Raw genomic sequence first — 20,424 nt, 5'->3', positions numbered from 1 at the left:
CCAGGCGCCCGGGATCGGCTGGAGGCGCCTCGCGTAGGAGGCCGTCCAGCCGATCCGCGCGCTAGAGAGCCCGGAATTTGAAGTTCCGGAAGCGCGCCTCGCCCTCGCCCGCCGCATAGAGTCCGGGGCGCAGCATCATGAACCCGCCGCGCACATTGTGGTGGTAACCCGAGACCTCCATCTGGCGGTCGAACCGCTTCCAGTTGATCCCGTCAGGGCTCGTGTCGAAGTAGACCACGTTGTAGGCGTTGGTCAGGCGCAGGAACATGCGCCGGCCGTTCGGGTTGGCGGGCCGCCCCCGCTCGATGCCGTACTGGTGGGTGACGAAGCGCTGCGCGTCAAAACCCAGGCCGCCATAGAGCGCCCGGTCGTAGAACAGGATCACCCCGGCCGTGACGCCCGGATCGACCTCGATCTCGACCTCGATCTCATAGGCCAGCTCCCCCTGCACGAAGGTCAGCGGCGAACAGTTGCTGGGCGCCGCGCCCTTGGCGCGCATGTGGAGGACCCCGTCCCGGCGCTCCAGACGCGCCTTCTCGTCGGCCTGCGGGTCGTAGAAGCTCCACTGCAGGCCGAACTTGTCGGTCGAGAAGTCGTCCGACAGCGCCATGCCGTGCGGCAGGGCCTCGCCGCCACGGGGTTTGGCGACGGGGTTGGCGAGATCGCCGCCCCTGGCCCGGAACCAGCCGTCGTCGGTCCATTCGATGGGGTCCAGCAGGGTCTGGCGACCGAGGGTCCAGTAGGCGTTCTCGTAGCCGTGGTAGACCATCCACCAGCTTCCGTCCGGGCCCTCGACCAGGGTGGCGTGGCCCCGTGACCACCATTTCTCAGCGCCCGACACCGTGCGAACGATCGGGTTGTGAGGGCAGTTCTCCCAGGGACCGTTGATCGACCGCGACCGGGCGGCGATCACCATATGCCCCGTCGGCGGGCCGGCGGTGCCGCCCACCGCCGTGATCATGTAGAACCAGTCGCCGTGGCGGGTGATCTTCGGCCCTTCCGGAGCGAAGCCCTCGACGATCCAGTCGTCCGGATAGCGCCACGGATCATAGACATGCTCGGGCGCGCCATCGGTCGCCAGTCCGTCGTCGGTCAGCTTGACCCGGTCGCCGCCGCTCAGGAACAGATAGCGTTTGCCGTCCTCGCCAACCGCATGGCCGGGGTCGATGTGGGCCGGCAGCTTGAGGTCGATCGGATCGCTCCACGGTCCCTCGATAGTGTCGGCCCAGATGACATAGCTGGAGCGGTAGTCGGGGAAGCGCGCGGGTATGTAGATGAAGTAGCGGTCGCCGTGCTTGCACAGCTCCGGAGCCCAGACCGAGCCGATGTTCTTCGTCAGGGCGGCGGTGACCGGGCGCCAGTTCACCAGATCCCTCGAATGCCAGATGTGGACGCCCGGCACGGATTCGAAGGACGAGAAGGTCATGTAGTAGTCGTCGCCGTCCTTGAGGATCGACGGGTCCGGATGATCTCCGGACATGATCGGGTTCAGGAAGGTCCCGTCTCCGAGATCGGCCATGCGCTGGTTCTCGATGCCGCGCCGCCAGCGCATGTCCGACCACTCGCGCCCCAGGGCCGCGGCCTGTTCATTGCTCTGGGCGAAGGCGGGCCTGACCGGAAGGGCGGCCGCCGCGACGCCGCCGAGGAGGCTGGCCAGTGCCGAGCGGCGATGGATCGATTTCATGAAAGGGCCCTGTGAGTGGAGGTTGCGGGGACAGCCGACGGCCGCCGGCGCTCATATCGTTGATGTAGAACTGCCTTCGGGCTCGGGCTTTGCGAATCCGGGGGTGGCTGGTTGCTCCAGAGGTGACACCGGTGTCACTATACACTACCAAAGTCACTGACTGGAGCCGAAAAGTGAGAAAACGTCATTTGTCTCGCCGGGTCAGGACCGGGGGCGCGGCGCGCGTGGCCCACTTGAACGACAATTCCCGGGGGCGCTCCCGGCGGCTGACCATGCCGCGCCTCTTGCTGGCCCTGTGCGTCCTCCTGGGGTCGGCGCCCGGCCTGGCGAACGCGCAGGCGCCCGACTGGAACGGCGCCGTCCTCGAGCACGAAGGCTCCTGGTACGCGACGCCGCAAGCCCGGGGCATCGCGGATGCGGTGGTGAAACACCAGTCCCCCGAAGGCGGCTGGCCGAAGAACACTTCCCTGGCCGTCGCGCCGGACGCGGCGCCCGTCGACGACGGCCTGAAGAACACCTTCGACAACCAGGCCACCACCCTGCCCATGGCCTTTCTGGCCCGGGTCATCCACGCCGGCGAACGGCGCGGGGATCGCGAGGCGTTCGATCGGGGCCTCGACTACATCCTGGCCGCCCAGTACCCGAACGGCGGCTGGCCGCAATTCTATCCGCTGCGGCAGGGTTACTGGTCGCATATCACCTTCAATGATGATGCGATGATCCGCGTAATGACGCTGTTGCGAGACATCGCAGCCGGCGAGCCGCCCTATGAATTCGTCGATGCCGGCCGACGCGCCCGCGCCGCCGAGGCCGTGGCCCGCGGCACGCAGCTGATCCTTGCGACACAGATCCGGCAGGACGGAGTCCTGACGGCCTGGTGCGCCCAATACGACGCGCAGACGCTCGAGCCGGCCTGGGCGCGCCGCTACGAACCCCCGTCCCTGTCAGGCAGTGAGAGCGTCGGCATCGTGCGCTTCCTGATGGCCATCCCCGATCCGTCGCCCGAGGTCGTCGCCGCCGTGGACGCTGCAGTGCGATGGTTCGAGGCCAGCGCCCTTCCCGGCGTGCGGTTCGGGACGGTGACCACCGCCGACGGCGAGCGAGACGCCCGGCTGTTGGCGGACCCGGAGGCGGGCCCCTTGTGGGCGCGGTTCTACGAACTGGGAACCAACCGGCCGATTTTCGTCAGCCGGGACTCGGTCGTCCACTACGACATTGCGGAGATCGAGCGCGAGCGGCGCACCGGCTATCGCTATTATGGAGACTGGCCCCTGGCGCTGATCCGGGAGGCCTATCCAGCGTGGCGGCGCGAGCTCGACGCCCGCCGGACGGCGCCGGCCGCGACCTGATCCCCCAGACGAATCCCACACACGGAGACCGACCATGATCGCCTCTTTCGCCCTGGCCCTCGCCCTGCAGGTCGCCCAGCCCCAAACCTCGCCCGAGGCCGCGCCCGCCGCACCTCCGGTCCAGCGGATTTCCGCCTCCAAGATCATCCTCGTCGGCGACTCGACGACGGCGGTGATCGGCGGCTGGGGACCGAGCTTCTGCGCCGATCACGTGACGTCGTTCCTGGCCTGCGTGAACCTTGCGCGCGGAGGCCGAAGCTCCGGCAGCTATCGGGCCGAAGGCTCGTGGGATCTGGCCCTGGCGGAAATGTCGGCGCCGGGGTACGCCGCGACCTATGTGCTGATCCAGTTCGGACACAACGACCAGCCGGGCAAGCCGGGGCGTTCGACCGACCTCGCGACCGAGTTCCCCGAAAATCTGAGGCGGTACATCGCGGAGACCCGGGAACGCGGGGCCGTTCCGGTGCTGGTCACGCCGCTCACCCGGCGGCAGTTCATCGCCGGCCAGCTCCAGAACGATCTGGAGCCCTGGGCCGAAGCGATCCGCCGGATCGCGGCGGAAACCGGGACGCCTCTCGTGGACCTGAACGCCTCCAGCGCCGCGGCCGTTCAGGCGCTCGGCCCGAGCATGTCCGCCCGGTTCGCCCAAACGCCTCCGCCCCCGGCGGTGGCGGCGGCGCTGCTGACGGGCGAGACCATCCCGGCCTCCACCGGCGTGGCCCAGCCGGCCGTCACGCCGCCGACCCAGGCCCAGATCAACGCCGCCGCCGAACCGCTCGGGCAGGCGCGCACCACGTTCGACTACACGCATCTGGGAAAGGAGGGCGCGGACTTCTTCGCGGCCCTGGTCACGCGGGATCTGATCACCGCGGTTCCGGCGCTGCGCCGATCTCTGGTGCCCTGATCTCCAGGAGGTCGGCGACCGGCGCAGAGGCCGTCACGTCGGATTTCGCTCGGCCTCGGCGCGCTGGTAGCCGGCGTCGATGACCGCGAGCATCGCCGCCGCGGCGCCGGCGCCATCGGACGCCTCGATGCAATCCACGATGCGTTCGTGGGCCTTGACGGTGTCGCGATGGAGTTGCCCGTCCCGGGTCGGGGGGCTCAGCGTGAACGTCTCGAGCAAGGCCGTCTCTATGACGCTGGCCAGGGATCGCATCATCGGATTCTGGGACGCGACGGCGATCCGCAGATGCAGTTCAAGGTCCGCCCGCGCGAAGTCGTACGCCGAGGTCTGCTCAAGCCGCATGGCCTCGATCGCCTCGCGCATGACGACGAGATCGCCGGCCGTTCGGTGTGCAGCCGCGAGCGCGGCGGCGGCGGGCTCCAGCGCGCGCCTCACCTCGGCCAGGTGCCGGCGGAACGTGGCGTCCATGCCGATGCCGACCTGCCAGGACAGGACTTCCGTATCGAAGAAGTTCCAGCGCAGGGGGTTGTTGACCTTGGTGCCGACCCGCGTCTTGACCACCAGGAACCCCTTGGCGGCAAGCGTCTTCAACGCCTCCCTCAAGGCCGTGCGCGAGACGCCGAACCGGGCCAGGAGTTCGGCCTCGGTGGGAAGCTTTTCACCGGGGGGGATGCGGCCGCTGAGAATGTCCTGGCCGATCGAGCGCACGATCTGGTCGTGGCTGGAAAGGATGTGGCCGCCTCCATGCACGGTGGAGGGCTTGAAGCCAGCCATGTTCGATCGAGCCCGCATGGCCTCAATCTATGCGTTCGACCGTAAACCGCAAAGGCGGCAGCCGGCGATTTGTATTATAATCGTATCGCCTGCGGGGGACGCCTTGGGGAAGCCGTGCGTCGGTCTTGCGTCATCCCGACCGATGTCGGGACAGGTCGAAGATCAGCTCCGCCGGTGTCCATTTCCCGCCGGGGCGGGCGCAGGGCAGCGGCTTCTGGAACTGATCCATCAGGGCCTCCCAGGCCCGCACGTCCGGATCGGCGGCGTCGGCCGCGGCCTTGGCCTCGGGCGAGAAGGCCGGGCCGGTCTCCATGATCATCACCAGGCGATCAGCCACCTGATAGATCTCCATCAGGGTGATGTCGGCGGCGCGGATGGAGCGGATGATCGCCGGCGGCGTGGCGCCGGGCGCGTGCCAGGCGCGATAGCGGGCGATGCTGTCGGCGTCGTCGACCAGATCGAGACACAGGCAGTGACGGGCCATGGCGTTCTCCTCAAGCCGCCTTACGGGGACGGTGAACCAGAATGTCCGGGCCGATCCCCGCGATGTTGTTCACGCCGATCACGATCATGGCCGCCCGCATCTCGGTCGCGAAATCTGTTTCATATTTGACGCTCAGGTTCATATCTGATCTCGTGGCGTGGTCTGAGCCGCCGGTCAACGGGGCCGGGAGGAAACACAGTCCATGTCGTCCACGCCCGCACAGGGCCGCCTCGCCGCGGCCGCGCCGATCATACTGGTCGTGAGCCTGTTCTTCCTTTGGGGAATGGCCAACAACCTCAACGACGTGCTGATCGCCCAATTCCGCAAGGCCTTCACCCTCGGAGACCTGCAGTCGGGCCTGGTCCAGTCGGCCTTCTATTTTGGCTATTTCGTGCTGGCCGTTCCGGCCGCCCTGTTCATGAAGCGGTTCGGCTACAAGCGCGCCGTCGTGATCGGCCTGGGCCTGTTCGGCCTCGGCGCCCTGATGTTCTTCCCGGCCGCCGAGGTGCGCCGCTACGAACTGTTCCTGCTGGCCCTGTTCGTCATCGCCAGCGGGCTGGCCTTCCTCGAGACCTCGGCCAATCCGCTGGTGACGGTTCTGGGCCCGCCCGAGACGGCGGAGCGGCGGCTCAACCTGGCCCAGGCCTTCAACCCGCTGGGTTCGATCATGGGCCTGTTGATCGGCCGCCACTTCATCCTGTCGGGCGTCGAGCCCACACCGGCGGAACTCGCGGCCATGACGCCTGAGGCCCACGCCGCCTTCTACGCGGCCGAGGCCACCGCCGTGCAGACGCCCTATCTACTGATCGGCCTGTTCGTGCTCGCCTGGGCCTTGCTGGTCATGCTCGTCCCCTTCCCGCGCGTGGCCGGGGTCGAGGCCGCCCGCGAGGAAGGCCCCGGCTCGGCGAAGGACTTCGCCGCCCTGTTCCGCAATCGCCGCTACCTGTTCGGCGTGGTGGCCCAGTTCTTCTACGTCGGCGCCCAGGTCGGCGTCTGGAGCTACATGATCCGCTACGCCCAGGAATCACTGGCGGTCGGCGAGCGCACCGCCGCCGACTATCTGACCTGGTCGATCGTCGCCTTCATGATTGGCCGTTTCGTCGGCACGGCCCTGATGAGCCGGGTGAAGCCGGTGGTCCTGCTCACGGCTTTCGGCGCGATCAACGTGGCCCTGTGCGTCGTCGCCGTGGCCGCGCCCGGACCGGTCGGCATGATCGCGCTGGCGTCGACCAGCTTCTTCATGTCGATCATGTTCCCGACCATCTTCGCCTCGTCGCTGAAGGGACTGGGGAATTTGACCAAGGCCGGCTCGTCCCTGCTGGTGATGGCCATCATCGGCGGGGCGGTGCTGACGGCGGTCATGGGCCTGGTCTCCGACAGCAGCAGCATCCACGTCGCCATGGCCGTTCCCGCGGTCTGTTTCGCCGTCGTGGCGCTGTTCGGCTGGCGGGCGCGACGGGCCGTCGCCTGAGGTGATCGACGCCCATCAGCATTTCTGGCGGATCGGCCGGCACGGACAGGTCTGGCCGACCGCGGACATGCCGCTGATCCACCGCGACGCCCTGCCGGACGAGTTCGAACGTCTGGCGCGCCAGCTCGGCGTTACCGGCTCGGTGACCGTGCAGTCCCAACCGGACGACCGGGACACCGACTTCCTCCTGACCCTGGCGGCGGAGCGGCCGTTCGTGCGCGGCGTGGTCGGCTGGGCGAATCTCGAAGCGCCCGACGCCGCCGGCCGGGTGGCGTCGCTGGCGAGCCGGCCGAAGTTCCGCGGCCTCCGCCCGATGCTGCAGGGCCTCGGGCGCGATGACTGGATCGCCGAAGCGAGGATCGACCCCGCCATCCAGACGATGATCGAACAGGATCTGGTCTTCGACGCCCTCGTTCAGCCGCGGCATCTCATGCCATTGCGGACGTTCGCCGCGCGCTGGCCTGCTCTGACCGTCGTGATCGACCACGGGGCGAAACCGCCGATCGGCGATGACATCCGGGCATGGCGTGACGGTCTGGCCGGACTGGCCGAGTTGCCGAACGTCCACTGCAAGCTCTCGGGCCTGCTCACCGAGGTTCGGTGCGGGCCAGCCGTCGCTGTGGTCCCTCCCGTCATCGACCAGATCGCCGCGTTGTTCGGCGCCACCCGCCTGCTCTGGGGCAGCGATTGGCCGGTCCTGAACCTAGCGGGCGGATACGGGGACTGGCTGACCCAATGCCTCGAGCGGATCAGGCCGGCGGACCATGGTGCGGTGTTCGGCGGCAACGCCCGACGCCTGTACCGTCTGTGAGCGCTCAAAAGGTTGACTTGTCCGCCCAGGACTCGCATCCATCCACGAAGATGACTTCACCCATGAAAATTGCGGAACGCGAGCGCCCCCCGGGCGGAACGGACCGGGATTCGCGCGCGCCGACGGCGCTGGGCTTCGGCGGCGCGGCCATCGGAAACCTCTATCGGCCCGTGTCCGACGCCGCCGCCGGGGCCGCGGTGACGGAGGCGTGGAGCCACGGCGTTCGCTATTTCGACACCGCGCCGCACTACGGTTTCGGTCTTGGGGAAGAACGCCTCGGCGCTGCGCTGAAGCGGCTTGACCCCCACGGCGAGGCGGTGATTTCCACCAAGGTCGGCCGTCTGCTGACACCGGTAACCACGACCGCCCGCGAGCGCCATGGCTTTGTCGACGCGCCTGCGCTCGAGCCGGTGTTCGACTACAGCCACGACGGCGTGCTGCGCAGTTTCGAGGAGAGCCTGAAACGGCTCGGCCGCGATCGCGTCGACATGCTGTTCGCGCACGACCTCGGCGAGGCCACCCACGGACCCGCCCATGCGGAACGCTGGAGCGAGTTCATCGGCGGCGGTTACCGCGCCCTCCGGCGGTTGCGCGACGAGCACGTCGTCGGCGCCATCGGCCTCGGCGTCAACGAGTGGCAGGTCTGCGAGCAGGCCATGGCCGAAGGCGAGTTCGACGTCTTCCTGCTGGCGGGCCGATACACCCTGCTGGAGCAGACGGCGCTGGCCAGTTTCCTGCCCAGGTGCGCCGGACGCGGCGTGTCGGTGATCGTCGGCGGACCGTTCAACTCGGGCGTTCTGGCCTGCGCGTCGCCATCGAAGGCGCACTACGACTACGGCGCGCCGCCGGAGTGGGTGTCGACGAAGGTCGCCGCCCTGCGCGCGGCCTGCGCCGATTGGAGCGTCGAACTGCCGGCGGCGGCGTTGCAGTTCCCGCTGGCCCACCCCCAGGTCATTTCGGTCATACCGGGCGTGGCGGACGCCGACGAGGCAGGCATCGCGGCGCGCCGGATGGCCGCGTCGATCCCGGCGGGGTTCTGGGCCGAACTGGTCGAGCGCGGCCTGATCGATCCGGCGGCGCCCCTGCCTGTGGCGGAGAAGGCGGCATGACCGGGTCCGCCCTGATCCTGCTGCACCCCGACGACAACGTGCTGGTCTGCCGCGCGCCTGTGACCGCCGGTCAGACGCTGACGATCGGCGCGGTGCAGGTCCCGGCCGGAGCCGACGTTCCGGTTGGCCACAAGATCGCGCGAACGGCGCTGTCAGCCGGCGACAAGGTGCTGAAATACGGCGCGCCGATCGGCTCGATGACCGCCGCGGTTCGCGCCGGCGACCACGTGCACCTGCACAATATGAAGAGCGACTACATCGCCAGCCACGGCCGCGACGCCGCTTCGGAGCAACGGGCGTGATCGAGGGCTTTGTCAGATCCGACGGCCGCAAGGGCATCCGCAACGTCGTGGTGGTCGCCTATCTGGTCGAGTGCGCCCACCATGTGGCCCGGCGGATCGTCACCGCCGCCGACGACCTCGACGTCCATCTGATCGGTTTTCCCGGCTGCTACCCCAACAGCTACGCCGACCGGATGATGAAGGCGCTGGCGACCCATCCCAACGTCGGAGGGGTGCTGCTGATTTCGCTGGGCTGCGAGAGCTTCAACCGGCGCGGCCTGCGCGAAGCGGTGCTGGCCAGCGGCCGGCCGTGCGAACTTCTGGTAATCCAGGACGCCGGCGGCACCGCCTCGACCATCCGGGCGGGCGTCGAGGCGCTCGAACGAATCCGCGCGGAGGCCGCCCTCGTCCCGCGCGCGCCGATGCGGCTGGACGAGCTGGTGATCGGCACCATCTGCGGCGGCTCGGACGGCACCAGCGGCATCACCGCCAATCCCGCCGTGGGCCGCGCCTTCGACACCCTCGTCGAGGCCGGAGCCGCCTGCATCTTCGAGGAGACCGGCGAACTGGTCGGCTGCGAGACCATCATGGCCGACCGCGCCGTGACCCCGGAACTGGGCCGCGAGCTGGAGGCCGCGGTCGAGAAAGCCGAGCGCTACTACACCATCATGGGCTTCGGCAGCTTCGCGCCGGGCAACGCCGACGGCGGCCTGACCACCCAGGAAGAGAAGTCGATGGGGGCCTATTCCAAGTCGGGATCGTCACCGATCGCCGGTCTGATCAAGCCGGGGGACGTGCCCCCCGCGGGCGGCCTGTACCTGCTCGACGTGGTTCCCGACGGCGAACCGCGCTTCGGCTTCCCGAACATCAGCGACAACGCCGAGATCGTCGAGCTGATGGCGTGCGGCGCCCATCTGACCCTGTTCACCACCGGCCGCGGGTCGGTGGTCGGCTCGGCCATCTCGCCGGTCATCAAGGTCTGCGCCAATCCGGAAACCTGGCGGCGCATGAGCGGGGACATGGACGTCGACGCCGGCCGCATCCTCGAAGGTCAGGCGACTCTTGATCAGGTCGGCGCCGAGATTGTCGAACTGGTCGAGGCCGTCGCCGCCGGCGCGCGCACCCGGTCGGAGGCGCTGGGCCACCAGGAGTTCATCCTGACTTACAAGAGCTTCGAACCGATCGGCCCGGCCTGCCTGCCCGGGCGCCCGTCCCGCGTCATGGTGGTCTGAGATGGGGGGACGGCTTGAGGGCAAGATCGCGCTGATCACCGGAGCAGGACAGGGCATCGGCCGGGCGGCGGCGGAGCTGTTCGCCGCCGAGGGCGCGACGGTGTGGGCGACGGACATCGACCCCGGCCAGCTGGCGTCCCTGACCGGGGTCCGCACGCGGGTGCTGGACGTCACCGATCGGGCGGCCATCATGGAGACGGCGCGGGAGGTCGGGCGGCTGGACGTGCTGTTCAACTGCGCCGGCTATGTGCACTCCGGCGCGATCCTGGACTGCGACGAGGCGGACTGGGCGCGCTCGTTCGATCTGAACGTCACCGCCATGTACCGGATGATCCGCGCCTTCCTGCCGGCGATGATCGAGGGCGGCGGCGGCTCGATCGTCAACATGGCCTCGGTGGCCAGCTCGATCAAAGGCGTGCCCAACCGGTTCGCCTACGGCGCGTCCAAGGCGGCGGTCATCGGCCTGACCCGGGCCGTCGCGGCCGACTATGTCGGGCGGGGCGTCCGCTGCAACGCCATCTGCCCCGGCACCATCGAGACGCCCTCGCTGAGGGAGCGGCTGGCCGCGACCGGAGACTATGAGGCGGCGCTGGCGGCCTTCACCTCGCGCCAGCCGATGGGGCGGCTGGGGCGGGCGAACGAGATCGCCGAACTGGCCCTCTATCTCGCCTCCGACGCCTCTTCCTTCACCACGGGAGCCGAACACGTCATCGACGGCGGCTGGACAGGATAGCCGATGAAACTGCTGCGATACGGACCCGCCGGCTCGGAACGTCCCGGCCTTCTCGACGCCCGCGGCGACGTACGCGACCTGTCCGGGGTCGTCGATGACCTCGCGGGCGAGGCCCTGTCCCCCGACAGTCTGGCCCGCCTCTCGGCCATCGATCCCGCCTCCCTGTCCCTCGTCGCGGATCCGGGCCGGATCGGACCCTGCGTCGGGCGGGTCGGGAAGTTCATCTGCATCGGCCTGAACTACGCCGACCACGCGGCCGAGACCGGCGCGACGGTCCCCGACGAGCCGATCCTGTTCATGAAAGCAACCAGCGCCATCGTCGGTCCCGACGACGACGTCATCCAGCCGCGAGATTCGACCAAGCTCGACTGGGAGGTCGAACTGGGCGTCGTCATCGGTTCGACCGCCCGCTACGTCTCCGAGGCGGAGGCGCTGGATCATGTCGCCGGCTATTGCGTCATCAACGATGTCTCCGAGCGCGCCTTCCAGCTGGAACGGGGCGGCACCTGGGACAAGGGCAAGGGCTGCGACACCTTCGGCCCGATCGGACCGTGGCTGGTGACGAAGGACGAGGCCGGCGACGTCGGCGATCTGTCGATGTGGCTGGAGGTCAACGGCCGCCGGTTCCAGGACGGGTCGTCGCGGACCATGGTGTTCGGGCCGGCCGTCCTGGTCAGCTACGTCAGCCGCTTCATGAGCCTGCAGCCGGGCGACATCATCTCGACCGGGACGCCGCCGGGCGTGGGCATGGGCCAGAAGCCGCCGGTCTGGCTGCAGCCCGGCGACGTGATCGAACTGGGCATCCAGGGCCTCGGACGCCAGCGACAGCGCGTGGTCGCCCAAGGCGGCTGAAGGAGTCGTGCCATGAACCGCCTCGCCCGCATGTTCGTCCTTGTCGCAGCCGTTTTCGGCCTGGCGGGCGCAGGACCGGCCGCGGCCGATCCCCGGATGATCCTGCCGCTCGATGACGGTTGGCGTTTCATCAAGGGCGACCCGGCCGGCGCGTCGGGCACGGTTGTCGACGACGCGTCGTGGAGCGCCGTGCGGCTGCCTCACACCTGGAACGGCGTCGACGGAGAGGACGGCGGCGGCGGCTACTATCGGGGTCCCGGCTGGTACCGGACGACCTTCTCCGCGCCGGTCTCCGGCGGCGGTCGCACCTGGCTCGAATTCGACGGGGCCGCCCTGGCCGCCGACGCCTGGGTGAACGGCGTCCACGTGGGCCGGCACGAGGGCGGTTACGCCCGTTTTCGCTTCGATGTCACAGAGGCGCTCCGACCCGGCGTGAACCAGCTGGCCGTGCGCGTCGATAACAGCCGCGCAGAGACCATCGCGCCGCTGGGCGGGGACTTCACCGTGTTCGGCGGTCTCTACCGGCCGGCCCGGCTGGTCACGGTCGGCTCCGTCCATCTCGACATGGCCGACTACGGCGGGCCGGGCGTCTATCTGACGGCGTCGAATGTGAGCGAGGCGGGCGCCGAGATCGCCCTGCTGGCCCGCGTCGCCAACGACGGCGAGACGCCGGCCGCCGTCGTGGTCCGCACGACCCTGACCGACGCCGACGGGGCCGTGGCGCTGGTGATCGAGACCCCGGTCGCCGCACCGCCGGGTCAGACCGTCACGGTCCGGGACACCGCCCGCCTGCCCCGTCCGCGCCTCTGGGACGGCAAGGCCGACCCGCATCTCTACCGGCTGACCGCCGAGGTGCTGGACGCCCGTGGCGAGGCGATCGACCGGCTGGTCCTCACCACCGGCATCCGGACGGCGGCGATCGATCCGGATCGTGGCTTCATCCTGAACGGCCGCCCCGTTCCGCTCAGAGGGGTGAACTACTTCCATGCCGGCCGGCCCGGACGCGGCCTGGCGGTGCAGGAGGCCGAGATCGACGCCGACTTCGCCATCCTCGAAGAGCTGGGCGGCACGGGGGTGCGCTTCGTCCACTTCCAGCACCCCCAGCGGGCCTACGACCTCGCCGACCGCACCGGCCTGGTGGTCTGGACCGAGGTCCCGCTCAACAGCGCCGCCAGTCCCTCGCCGGCCTTCGCGGCCAATCTGACGCAGCAGATGCGCGAGCTGATCCGCCAGAACCATCACCATCCGTCCGTCGCCGTCTGGGGACTCGGCAACGAGGTCTATGCCACCGACGACGTCGCGGATCAGGCCATCGCCCTGATGCAGGCCGTGGCCAAGGAGGAGGATCCAACCCGGTCGACCGCCTACGCCCACTGCTGCCAGGACGATCTGGACCGCAAGGCGCTGCACGCCGACCTGACCGCCTACAACCGCTACTACGGTTGGTATGACGAAACCTTCGCCCGCATCGGCCCCTGGGCGGATGAACGCCGGGCCCGTGACCCCTCACGGCCGATGGGCGTCGGCGAGTTCGGGGCGGGCGCCAGCGTGCTGCACCAGCAGAACCCGCCCGACCGCCCGACCCCGGACGGCGACTGGCATCCCGAACAGTACCAGACCGCCTTCCACGAGGCCTACTGGACGGCGTTGCGGGAGCGGGCGTGGCTGTGGGGTTCGTTCATATGGGTGGGGTTCGATCTCGCCTCGGACGGCCGGGACGAGGGCGACCGGCCGGGCATCAACGACAAGGGCCTGGTCACCTATGACCGTGCGGTCAGGAAGGACGCCTGGTACTGGTACCAGGCCCACTGGTCCGACCGGCCGATGGTCCACATCCTCGATCGTCGCCTGACCCGGGACGCCGCGCCGGTCGCCGGCGTTCGCGCCTACAGCAACGTCGCCAGCCTGGAGCTGTTCATCAACGGGCGGTCGGCCGGCGTGGCTCCCGTCGTCGATCACGTGGCGACCTGGTCCGCCGTCGCCATGCCCGCGGGTCTGAACCGCATCGAGGTGCGGGGGCCCGGCGGCCTGACCGACACCGTCTGGAAAACCCGCGTTGAACCGACGCCCGTTCCGGTAGGGCCGACGCTTCCCTGAGACGGCTAGCCGCCGGGGCCGGAGGCCTTCCACGCCGCCACGAAGGCCGCCGCCCGCTCGCCGGTTTCCCTGGCCGACCGGCCGGCGCGATAGATGGCGGAGCCGATCCCGAAGCCGGAGGCCCCGGCCGATCGCCAGGCCGCCACGCCGTCCGGCTCGACGCCGCCGACGGCATAGACGCGCTGCCCCGCGGGGAGGACGGCGCGCACGGCCCTGAGGCCCGCCGGGCCCGCCGTTTCGGCGGGAAACAGCTTGAGCACCTGCGCGCCCGCGCCGATCGCGGCGAAGGCCTCGGACGGGGTGAAGAAGCCGGGCATGGACAGCAGGCCCGCCGCCCGGGTCGCCTCGATCACGGCGGCGTCGGTGTTGGGCGAGATGACGATCTGCCCGCCCGCGGCGGCGACCTCGCGCACCGCGGCGGGCGACAGCACCGTCCCCGCGCCGACGATGGCCCGGTCGCCGAGCGCCGAGCGCAGGCGGCGGATGCTGTCCAGCGGCTGCGGCGAATTCAGCGGCACCTCAAGGCAGATCAGGCCGGCGTCCAGCAGGGCCTCCCCGACCTCGACCGCCTCGGCCGGCGTCAGGCCGCGCAGGATGGCGACCAGGGGCAGGGCGTCGAGCCGTTCGATCAGTCCGGTGGTCATCGCGCCGCCTCCCATATCCGCCAGAGACCGCCCGCCGTGGCCCGCCCGGCGTCGGCGGTCCGCACGTCGCGGGCGCCCGCCATTTCCAGCGCCTCAACATACCGCGCCACCAGCGCCGGATCGCCGACCAGCGTCAATGGCCCGCCCAGCCGGTCCGGCTCCTGCCCGGCGATTTCCGCGCCGACCAGAAGGCCCGACAGATAGTCGGCCGCGCCCGCCGGCTCCAGCCGCCCGGCCAGGCTCTCGACCCGGACGGAAAACAGGGCGGCGCTCAGATTGCGGTCGTCCAGCCCGCGTCCGACGCCGCGCCGGAACGCTTCAGGATCCGTGCCCGGCGCGCCCATGCCGGCCCCCAGCAGCGTCGCGTCGCGGACGGCGGCGAACAGCTCGCCGGTCATGAAGGTCCGGAGCGCGACGATGCGGCCGGTCTCGACCGTGATCCATTTGCTGTGGGTGCCGGGAGCGATGATCAGACCGTCGGCGGCCACGCCGAACACCTGGGTTTCCTCACCGCGCATGACGTCGGTCAGGACGCCGCCCGGGCTGAAGGAAACCCCCGGCACGATGGCCAGGTCGCGGATCGGGTCCGGCCGTACAAGGGCGGCGGCCACTTCGGTCACGCCTGCGGGACAGAGGCAGTAGGGCGCCTCGACCCACCCATGGCGGGCTCCCGCCATGCCGCAGATCAGCACCGGCGCCCCGTCAATGAGCCAGTCCGCCGCCACCTCGGCGAGCACGGCGGAGAAGTCGCCCGGCTCAAGGCCGACCGCGCCGCGCGGATCGAGACGACGGTCCAGCACGACCCCGCCCGGGCCGAGGCGCATCACCCTCAGATTGGTGGACCCCCAATCGACCCCGATCAGGGCGGTCTTTGCGGTCAAGGCGTCACGCTGCGGGACAAATCGCGTCGCCCTCGTTGGAGGCCAGCCGGATATCCTCGACCGTGATCGCGAAGGCGGCGTCTGTCGACAGGCCGAAAGGCTGGTCCACGGCGGCCACGTCGGCTCCCGCGTCCCGGAAGCAGGACAAGCGCACCTTGACGGTCCGCCACTGCCCCCGCGGTGCGTCGCGGAACAGGGACGTGGCGTCGACCGCGCCCGCCCCGACGCTCAGGCGCACGGGACCGGCCGGCGAGGCGTCGACGCGATACCGCAGGTGCAACGCCATCTCGCCATTGGTCTGACGGGTCAGGTCGACCGGGCGGGCGGCGATGACCGCTTCTCCCTGACCGCCAGTGAAGGTCAGGCCCAGGGCCGATTCCTGGGCGACGCCGTCGGCGGCGCGCAGGGTGACCACGCCGCGCGGGGAGTGGCCCGCCTTCTCCAGGCCCAGGCGGAACTCGCCGCCCGCGTCGCGCAGCATCAGCGACCACGGCGGCATAAAGCGGCCCTCGACGAAGTAGCGGTCCAGGCTCGAACCCTCGCTGACCACGCCGCTCTCCTCGCCGAGGACGGGAACCGCAGCCGGCCGCGCATAGGACAGGCCGTAGCCGTAGGCGAACTGGGGGTCATACCCGGGCTGACCGACGTTCAGGGGCGCGCCCGCGGCGTTCTTCGGCCACGAGAACGACAGCCTTCCGCTGAAGTCATGGCGGGGCCTGCCGTCCCGGCCCCCCACCAGGACGTCGGCGACGCCGCCACCCTCCGTGCCCGGGAGCCAGGCCGCGACGAAGGCGTCGGACTGGTTGATCTCCGGATTGGTCCACAGCGGTCGTCCCGAAAGGAATACCGACACGGTCGGAATCCCCGCCGCCTTCAGCCGACGCAGTGTTTCCAGCGGCTCGGTGGGCGTGAAGTCGAGATTATCGACGTCGCCCTGGAACTCGGCGTAGGGCGTCTCGCCGAACACAACGATGGCCACGTCCGGCGTCTGGTCGAAAGTCCCGTCCGGGCTCAGGGTCGCGCTCCCGCCGCCAGCTTCCACCGCTTCGCGCAAGCCGCTCCAGATCGACTGGCCGTTGGGGAAGTCGGAGTTGCTGTTGCCCGTCCCCTGCCAGGTCAGGGTCCAGCCGCCGGACGCCTGGCCGATGTCGTCGGCCGCGCCCGCCACCAGCACGCGCGCGCCGGGCCGGATCGGCAGGACCGAGCCGTTGTTCTTCAGCAGCACCAGAGACTTCCGGACCGCCTCCCGCGCCAGCGCCCGATGTTCCGGCGAGCCCAGGGCCTCGAACCGGCCTTCGACCGGCCGCGCCTCAACGAACAGGCCGGTCTTGACCTTGGCCCGCAGGATGCGGCGCACCGCCTCGTCGAGGCGGGCCATCGGGATTTCGCCCGACCGCGCCTGGGCCAGGGTGTTGGCATAGAGCGGCTTCCAGCTGTCCGGGGCCATCAGCATGTCGATGCCGGCGTTGACCGCCAGGGCGCAGCTCTCGTTCGAACAGCCCGGCAGTTGCCCGTGAGCGTTCCAGTCGGACACCACGAAGCCGTCGAAGCCCAGCGGCCCGCGCAGCACCCCGGTCAGGATCGTCTCGTTGCCGGAGTGTTTGATGCCGTTCCAGCTGGAGAAGCTGGCCATGACCGACAGGACGCCGGCGTTGATGGCGGCCGGATAACCGCCCAGGTGGATGTCGACGAGTTCGCTTTCCGACCCGCGGAAATCGCCCTGGTCCTGGCCGTTGGCCGTGCCGCCGTCGGCGAGAAAATGCTTGGCCGAGCCGGCGATTCGCCCGGGGGCGAGCGGGGCGTCGGCGCTCAGCTCGCCCTGCAGGCCCAGGGTCATGGGCCCGGCGTAGCTGCGGGCGATCTCGGGATTCTCGCCGTAGCCCTCATAGGCGCGGCCCCAGCGGTCGTCGCGCGGCACCGCCAGGGTCGGGCCGAAGGTCCAGTCGGCGCCGGTGACGGCGACTTCCAGCGCCGTGGCCTCGCCGATCCGACCGATCAGCTCCGGATCGCGCGCGGCGCCCAGCCCGATGTTGTGCGGGAAGATCGTGGCCCCCACGACGTTGTTGTGACCATGGACGGCGTCGATGCCGTAGATCAGGGGAATCCGTGCTCCCGGCCGCGCGGCGGCGGCGGCGCGGAAGGCCCGCGCCAGCTCCAGCCAGGCCTGCGGCGTCGCGCGGTCGTTTCCGCCGGGCGCCGAATTGCCGCCGGCGAGAATGGAGCCCAGCGGATAGGTCCGCAGCTCCTCCGGCGTGATGGCGGAGATATCGGCCTGGATCAGCTGGCCGACTTTTTCCTCGATCGTCATCCGCGACATCAGTTCGGTGACGAAGGCCTCGGTCGCCGCATCGCTCATGGCGTCGGGAGAGGCGGCCCTCGGCCAGGCCGCCGGGTCGGCCCGGGAGGCGTCGGTCACGATAGAGGCCTCAGGCGCGACGAAGGAGGCCGGCGCCTGGATCTGCGCCCGGGTTGCGCACCCCGCGGCGACGAGGGCGAGGCCAAGGGCGGCGCCGGTCAGGAGCAGGGGGCGAAGGCGCTGGGACATGATCAGGTTCCGTGAAGGCGAAAAGGCCGGCGCGACGAGTTGGGCGCCGCGCCGGCAGTCGGTTCAGGTGGGCAAAAACTCTGGTCGCATAGTGCGTCGGCGCCGCCCCGGCAGGAGAGCCCTTTGACCGGCCCGCCCCTGTGTTTCCCGGAACGACCTTTGGCGGCGTCCTCATTTTTACCTGTGCAAGCTTGATGCACAGGTGACAATGCTGTCAACTGCAATCTCGTTAGCGCTAACATCTACGAGCGGGCGGGCCAACCGCCCCACGAAAAGGGAGCAGGCAGGGCATGCGCCGGGGCCTCAACAGACGCGAAGCGGGCGTGGCCGTCCTGATGGCCGCAACGGCCGCAGGATTCGGCGATGCGGCGTCGGCGCAGGCCGCGCCGGCGTACGTCTGGCGGAACGTCAAGGTCGGCGCCGGCGGCTTCATTCCGGGCATCGTCTTCAGTCGGGTCGAGAAGGGTCTCGCCTACGCGCGCTCCGACATGGGCGGGGCCTATCGATGGGATTCCGCACCCGGCCGCTGGGTTCCGCTGCAGGACGCCAACCCGATCGGCAACGATTTCGGGGTCGAGAGCATCGCGCCCGATCCCGTCGATGCGAACATCGTCCACGCCGCCGTCGGCGTCAGCCGCCGCGAGCCCGGGGCCATGCTCCGGTCGACAGACCGCGGCGCGACCTGGATCCGCACGCCGGTCCCCTTCCGCATGGGCGGAAACGAGGAGGGACGCGGCCTCGGCGAGCGGCTGGCGATCGATCCCAACGACAACCGCATCCTCTATTTCGGGTCCCGTCACGACGGCCTGCAACGCAGCGTCGACGGCGGCGCGAGCTGGCGGAAGGTCGACAGCTTCCCCCTGCGCGGCCGGGGCCTCGAGCCGGGCGGACCGACCCATCCGGGGCTGAGCTTCGTCGTCTTCGACCCGTCGAGCGGAACGGCCGGCGCCGCGACGCCGACCCTGTTCGTCGGAGTCGCCGACCCGGGCGGGGCCCGCCTGTACCGGTCGGACGACGCCGGCCGGAGCTGGGCCCCGGTCGCCGGCGGGCCCCGGCCGGAGCTGTCCGCCGCCAAGGCCGAGATCGACGCGCGCGGCGTCCTCTATCTGACCTGCACGCTCGGAGTCGGTCCAAACGGCGTCACCGACGGGCAGGTCTGGCGGCTCGACACCCGATCCGGCGACTGGCGCGACATCAGCCCGCCCCGGCCGCTGGGCGGATTCATGGGCCTGTCGGTCGATCGACGGCGGCCGGGCGTGCTGATGGTCTCGACGCTCAACCGCTGGCAGCCCGGCGACACCCTGTGGCGCAGCACCGACGACGGCGCGAGCTGGACCAGTCTGCGCGAACAGGCCCGCCATGACGTCAGCGCCACGCCGTTTCTCTACTGGGGCAACGACGAGCCGGACTTCGGCTGGTGGATCGCCGCCCTGGCCATCGATCCGTTCGATTCCGACCGTGCCGTCTACGCCACCGGCGCAACCGTCTACGCCACCTCGAACCTGTCCGCCGCCGACGCGGGCGGACCGACCGACTGGGCGCCGTGGGTCGAGGGCATCGAACAGACCGCGGTCATCACCCTGGTCAGCCCGCCGGCCGGACCCGCCCTGCTGGCCGGCTTCGGCGACATCTCCGGTTTCGCCCACGAGGACCTGACCCGCTCCCCGAGCCTGCAGTTCACCACCCCGGTGTTCGCCAACACCAACCAGATCGACTACGCGGGCCGCGCGCCGAATGTGGTGGTGCGCAGCGGCACGCCGCACGAGGGCGTGGGCTCCGAAGGCCATGACGGCGCCACCCTCGCCTGGTCCGACGACCACGGCCGGAGCTGGAAATCCCTTGGCCGCCCCCGTCCGGCCGGCGCATCCGGCGCCACCTCCAACCCGCGCATGGACCTGTATCGCGACGCGCCGATCACCGTCACGGCGGACGGCTCGACCTTTGTCCTGGCCACGCCCCAGGTGATGGTCTCCGGCGACAGGGGCGCGGCATGGCGGCCCGTCCAGGGCCTGCCCCTGTTCCTGCGGCCCGTCGCGGACCGGGCCGATCCCCTGCTGGTCTACGCGCTGGATTTCGCGACCGGCGCCTGGTTCGTCAGCACGGACGGCGCGACGTCCTTCGGAACCTTGGCCAGCCGCGGCCTGCCGGCCGACCTGACGCCGGACCGGCCCACCTGGCGGGAACAGGCGTGGCCGCTGAAGGCCACGCCGGGTCGCGACGGCGACCTGTGGTTCGTGTCACGATCCGGCCTGTTCCACTCCGTCGACGCGGGACAGAGGTTCGAGCGCGTGGATGGCGGGCTGCAGGTCCAGATGATGGATTTCGGCATGGCGCCGCCCGGCGGAAGCTATCCGTCGCTGGTGGCCATCGGCGTCCGGGGCGACACGCGCGGCGTGTTCCGCTCCGACGACCGCGGCGCCTCATGGCTGCGGGTCAACGACGCCGCGCACGAATACGGCCGCCGCTTCCGCGCCATCGCCGGCGATCCCCGGGTGCATGGCCGCGTCTATGTCGCCACCGACGGCCGGGGCGTCGTCTATGGAGAGCCGACCGCATGACCAGAGCAAAGGAAC

At 70.2% G+C, this 20,424-nt stretch carries 18 protein-coding genes; 11 read left to right on the top strand and 7 right to left on the bottom strand.

Features of this window, described 5'->3' with window-relative positions:
• Window positions 1-61 precede the first annotated feature (61 nt).
• Window positions 62-1,684, bottom strand: coding sequence for a family 43 glycosylhydrolase (locus VEB62_RS04625; protein WP_324796022.1), 1,623 nt, complete (start codon window positions 1,682-1,684; stop codon window positions 62-64).
• 272 nt (window positions 1,685-1,956) lie between these two features.
• Here VEB62_RS04625 and pelA point away from each other — a divergent pair, with 272 nt between their 5' ends.
• Both pelA and VEB62_RS04615 read left to right on the top strand, forming a co-directional pair.
• Window positions 1,957-3,033, top strand: a complete 1,077-nt coding sequence (gene pelA / locus VEB62_RS04620; protein ID WP_324796019.1) for a pectate lyase — start codon at window positions 1,957-1,959, stop codon at window positions 3,031-3,033.
• A 34-nt stretch (window positions 3,034-3,067) separates the two neighbouring features.
• Window positions 3,068-3,937: a rhamnogalacturonan acetylesterase gene (locus VEB62_RS04615; protein ID WP_324796016.1), complete on the top strand. Its 870-nt coding sequence runs from the start codon at window positions 3,068-3,070 to the stop codon at window positions 3,935-3,937.
• Between the two features lie 33 nt (window positions 3,938-3,970).
• Here VEB62_RS04615 and VEB62_RS04610 read toward each other — a convergent pair whose 3' ends face one another.
• The 3 genes from VEB62_RS04610 to VEB62_RS04600 form a co-directional block, all read right to left on the bottom strand.
• Window positions 3,971-4,711, bottom strand: a complete 741-nt coding sequence (locus tag VEB62_RS04610; protein ID WP_324796013.1) for a FadR/GntR family transcriptional regulator — start codon at window positions 4,709-4,711, stop codon at window positions 3,971-3,973.
• Window positions 4,712-4,841: 130 nt separating this feature from the next.
• Window positions 4,842-5,195, bottom strand: a complete 354-nt coding sequence (locus tag VEB62_RS04605) for an L-rhamnose mutarotase (protein ID WP_324796011.1) — start codon at window positions 5,193-5,195, stop codon at window positions 4,842-4,844.
• A gap of 10 nt (window positions 5,196-5,205) precedes the next feature.
• Window positions 5,206-5,337 (bottom strand): hypothetical protein, encoded by a 132-nt coding sequence (locus VEB62_RS04600; RefSeq protein ID WP_324796008.1) that lies wholly within the window; start codon window positions 5,335-5,337, stop codon window positions 5,206-5,208.
• Window positions 5,338-5,397: 60 nt separating this feature from the next.
• Here VEB62_RS04600 and fucP point away from each other — a divergent pair, with 60 nt between their 5' ends.
• The 8 genes from fucP to VEB62_RS04560 all read left to right on the top strand — a co-directional run bounded on the left by fucP (window position 5,398) and on the right by VEB62_RS04560 (window position 13,781).
• Window positions 5,398-6,666, top strand: coding sequence for an L-fucose:H+ symporter permease (gene fucP, locus VEB62_RS04595; protein ID WP_324796005.1), 1,269 nt, complete (start codon window positions 5,398-5,400; stop codon window positions 6,664-6,666).
• 1 nt (window position 6,667) lies between these two features.
• Window positions 6,668-7,477: an amidohydrolase family protein gene (locus VEB62_RS04590; protein ID WP_324796003.1), complete on the top strand. Its 810-nt coding sequence runs from the start codon at window positions 6,668-6,670 to the stop codon at window positions 7,475-7,477.
• A gap of 62 nt (window positions 7,478-7,539) precedes the next feature.
• A complete protein-coding gene (locus VEB62_RS04585) occupies window positions 7,540-8,586 on the top strand; it encodes an aldo/keto reductase (RefSeq protein ID WP_324796000.1) in 1,047 nt (348 codons plus the stop codon).
• Complete coding sequence (locus tag VEB62_RS04580) at window positions 8,583-8,888, top strand: UxaA family hydrolase (RefSeq protein ID WP_324795998.1); 306 nt, start codon at window positions 8,583-8,585, stop codon at window positions 8,886-8,888. The genes VEB62_RS04585 and VEB62_RS04580 overlap by 4 nt, the downstream gene beginning before the upstream one ends.
• A complete protein-coding gene (locus VEB62_RS04575; RefSeq protein ID WP_324795996.1) occupies window positions 8,885-10,099 on the top strand; it encodes a UxaA family hydrolase in 1,215 nt (404 codons plus the stop codon). Before VEB62_RS04580 ends, VEB62_RS04575 begins: the two co-directional genes overlap by 4 nt.
• Before the next feature lies 1 nt (window position 10,100).
• The gene (locus tag VEB62_RS04570) at window positions 10,101-10,832 is read left to right on the top strand and encodes an SDR family oxidoreductase (protein WP_324795993.1); all 732 of its coding nucleotides are present in this window, start codon (window positions 10,101-10,103) and stop codon (window positions 10,830-10,832) included.
• Window positions 10,833-10,835: 3 nt separating this feature from the next.
• Window positions 10,836-11,684 (top strand): fumarylacetoacetate hydrolase family protein, encoded by an 849-nt coding sequence (locus VEB62_RS04565; RefSeq protein WP_324795991.1) that lies wholly within the window; start codon window positions 10,836-10,838, stop codon window positions 11,682-11,684.
• Window positions 11,685-11,696: 12 nt separating this feature from the next.
• Window positions 11,697-13,781, top strand: coding sequence for a glycoside hydrolase family 2 protein (locus VEB62_RS04560; RefSeq protein WP_324795989.1), 2,085 nt, complete (start codon window positions 11,697-11,699; stop codon window positions 13,779-13,781).
• 5 nt (window positions 13,782-13,786) lie between these two features.
• Here the strand turns inward: VEB62_RS04560 and VEB62_RS04555 are convergent, their stop codons facing one another.
• Genes VEB62_RS04555 through VEB62_RS04545 form a run of 3 tightly spaced genes read right to left on the bottom strand, consistent with a single transcriptional unit; the run spans window position 13,787 to window position 17,851 of the window.
• Window positions 13,787-14,425 carry a 2-dehydro-3-deoxy-6-phosphogalactonate aldolase gene (locus VEB62_RS04555; protein ID WP_324795986.1) on the bottom strand — a complete coding sequence of 213 codons (639 nt, stop codon included), beginning with the start codon at window positions 14,423-14,425 and terminating at the stop codon, window positions 13,787-13,789.
• The gene (locus tag VEB62_RS04550) at window positions 14,422-15,306 is read right to left on the bottom strand and encodes a 2-dehydro-3-deoxygalactonokinase (protein ID WP_324795983.1); all 885 of its coding nucleotides are present in this window, start codon (window positions 15,304-15,306) and stop codon (window positions 14,422-14,424) included. Before VEB62_RS04550 ends, VEB62_RS04555 begins: the two co-directional genes overlap by 4 nt.
• Before the next feature lie 4 nt (window positions 15,307-15,310).
• A complete protein-coding gene (locus VEB62_RS04545) occupies window positions 15,311-17,851 on the bottom strand; it encodes a glycoside hydrolase family 3 protein (protein WP_324795982.1) in 2,541 nt (846 codons plus the stop codon).
• Window positions 17,852-18,141: 290 nt separating this feature from the next.
• On the opposite strand from VEB62_RS04545, the gene VEB62_RS04540 reads away from it, so the two are divergent.
• A complete protein-coding gene (locus VEB62_RS04540) occupies window positions 18,142-20,409 on the top strand; it encodes a WD40/YVTN/BNR-like repeat-containing protein (RefSeq protein WP_324795980.1) in 2,268 nt (755 codons plus the stop codon).
• Window positions 20,410-20,424 lie beyond the last annotated feature (15 nt).

Origin of the sequence: Brevundimonas sp. (assembly GCF_035626975.1) — a bacterium.
Taxonomy (GTDB): Bacteria; Pseudomonadota; Alphaproteobacteria; order Caulobacterales; family Caulobacteraceae; genus Brevundimonas.
The sequence above is the reverse complement of the archived record's forward strand: the minus strand, read 5'-3'. Positions and strand labels throughout refer to the sequence as shown.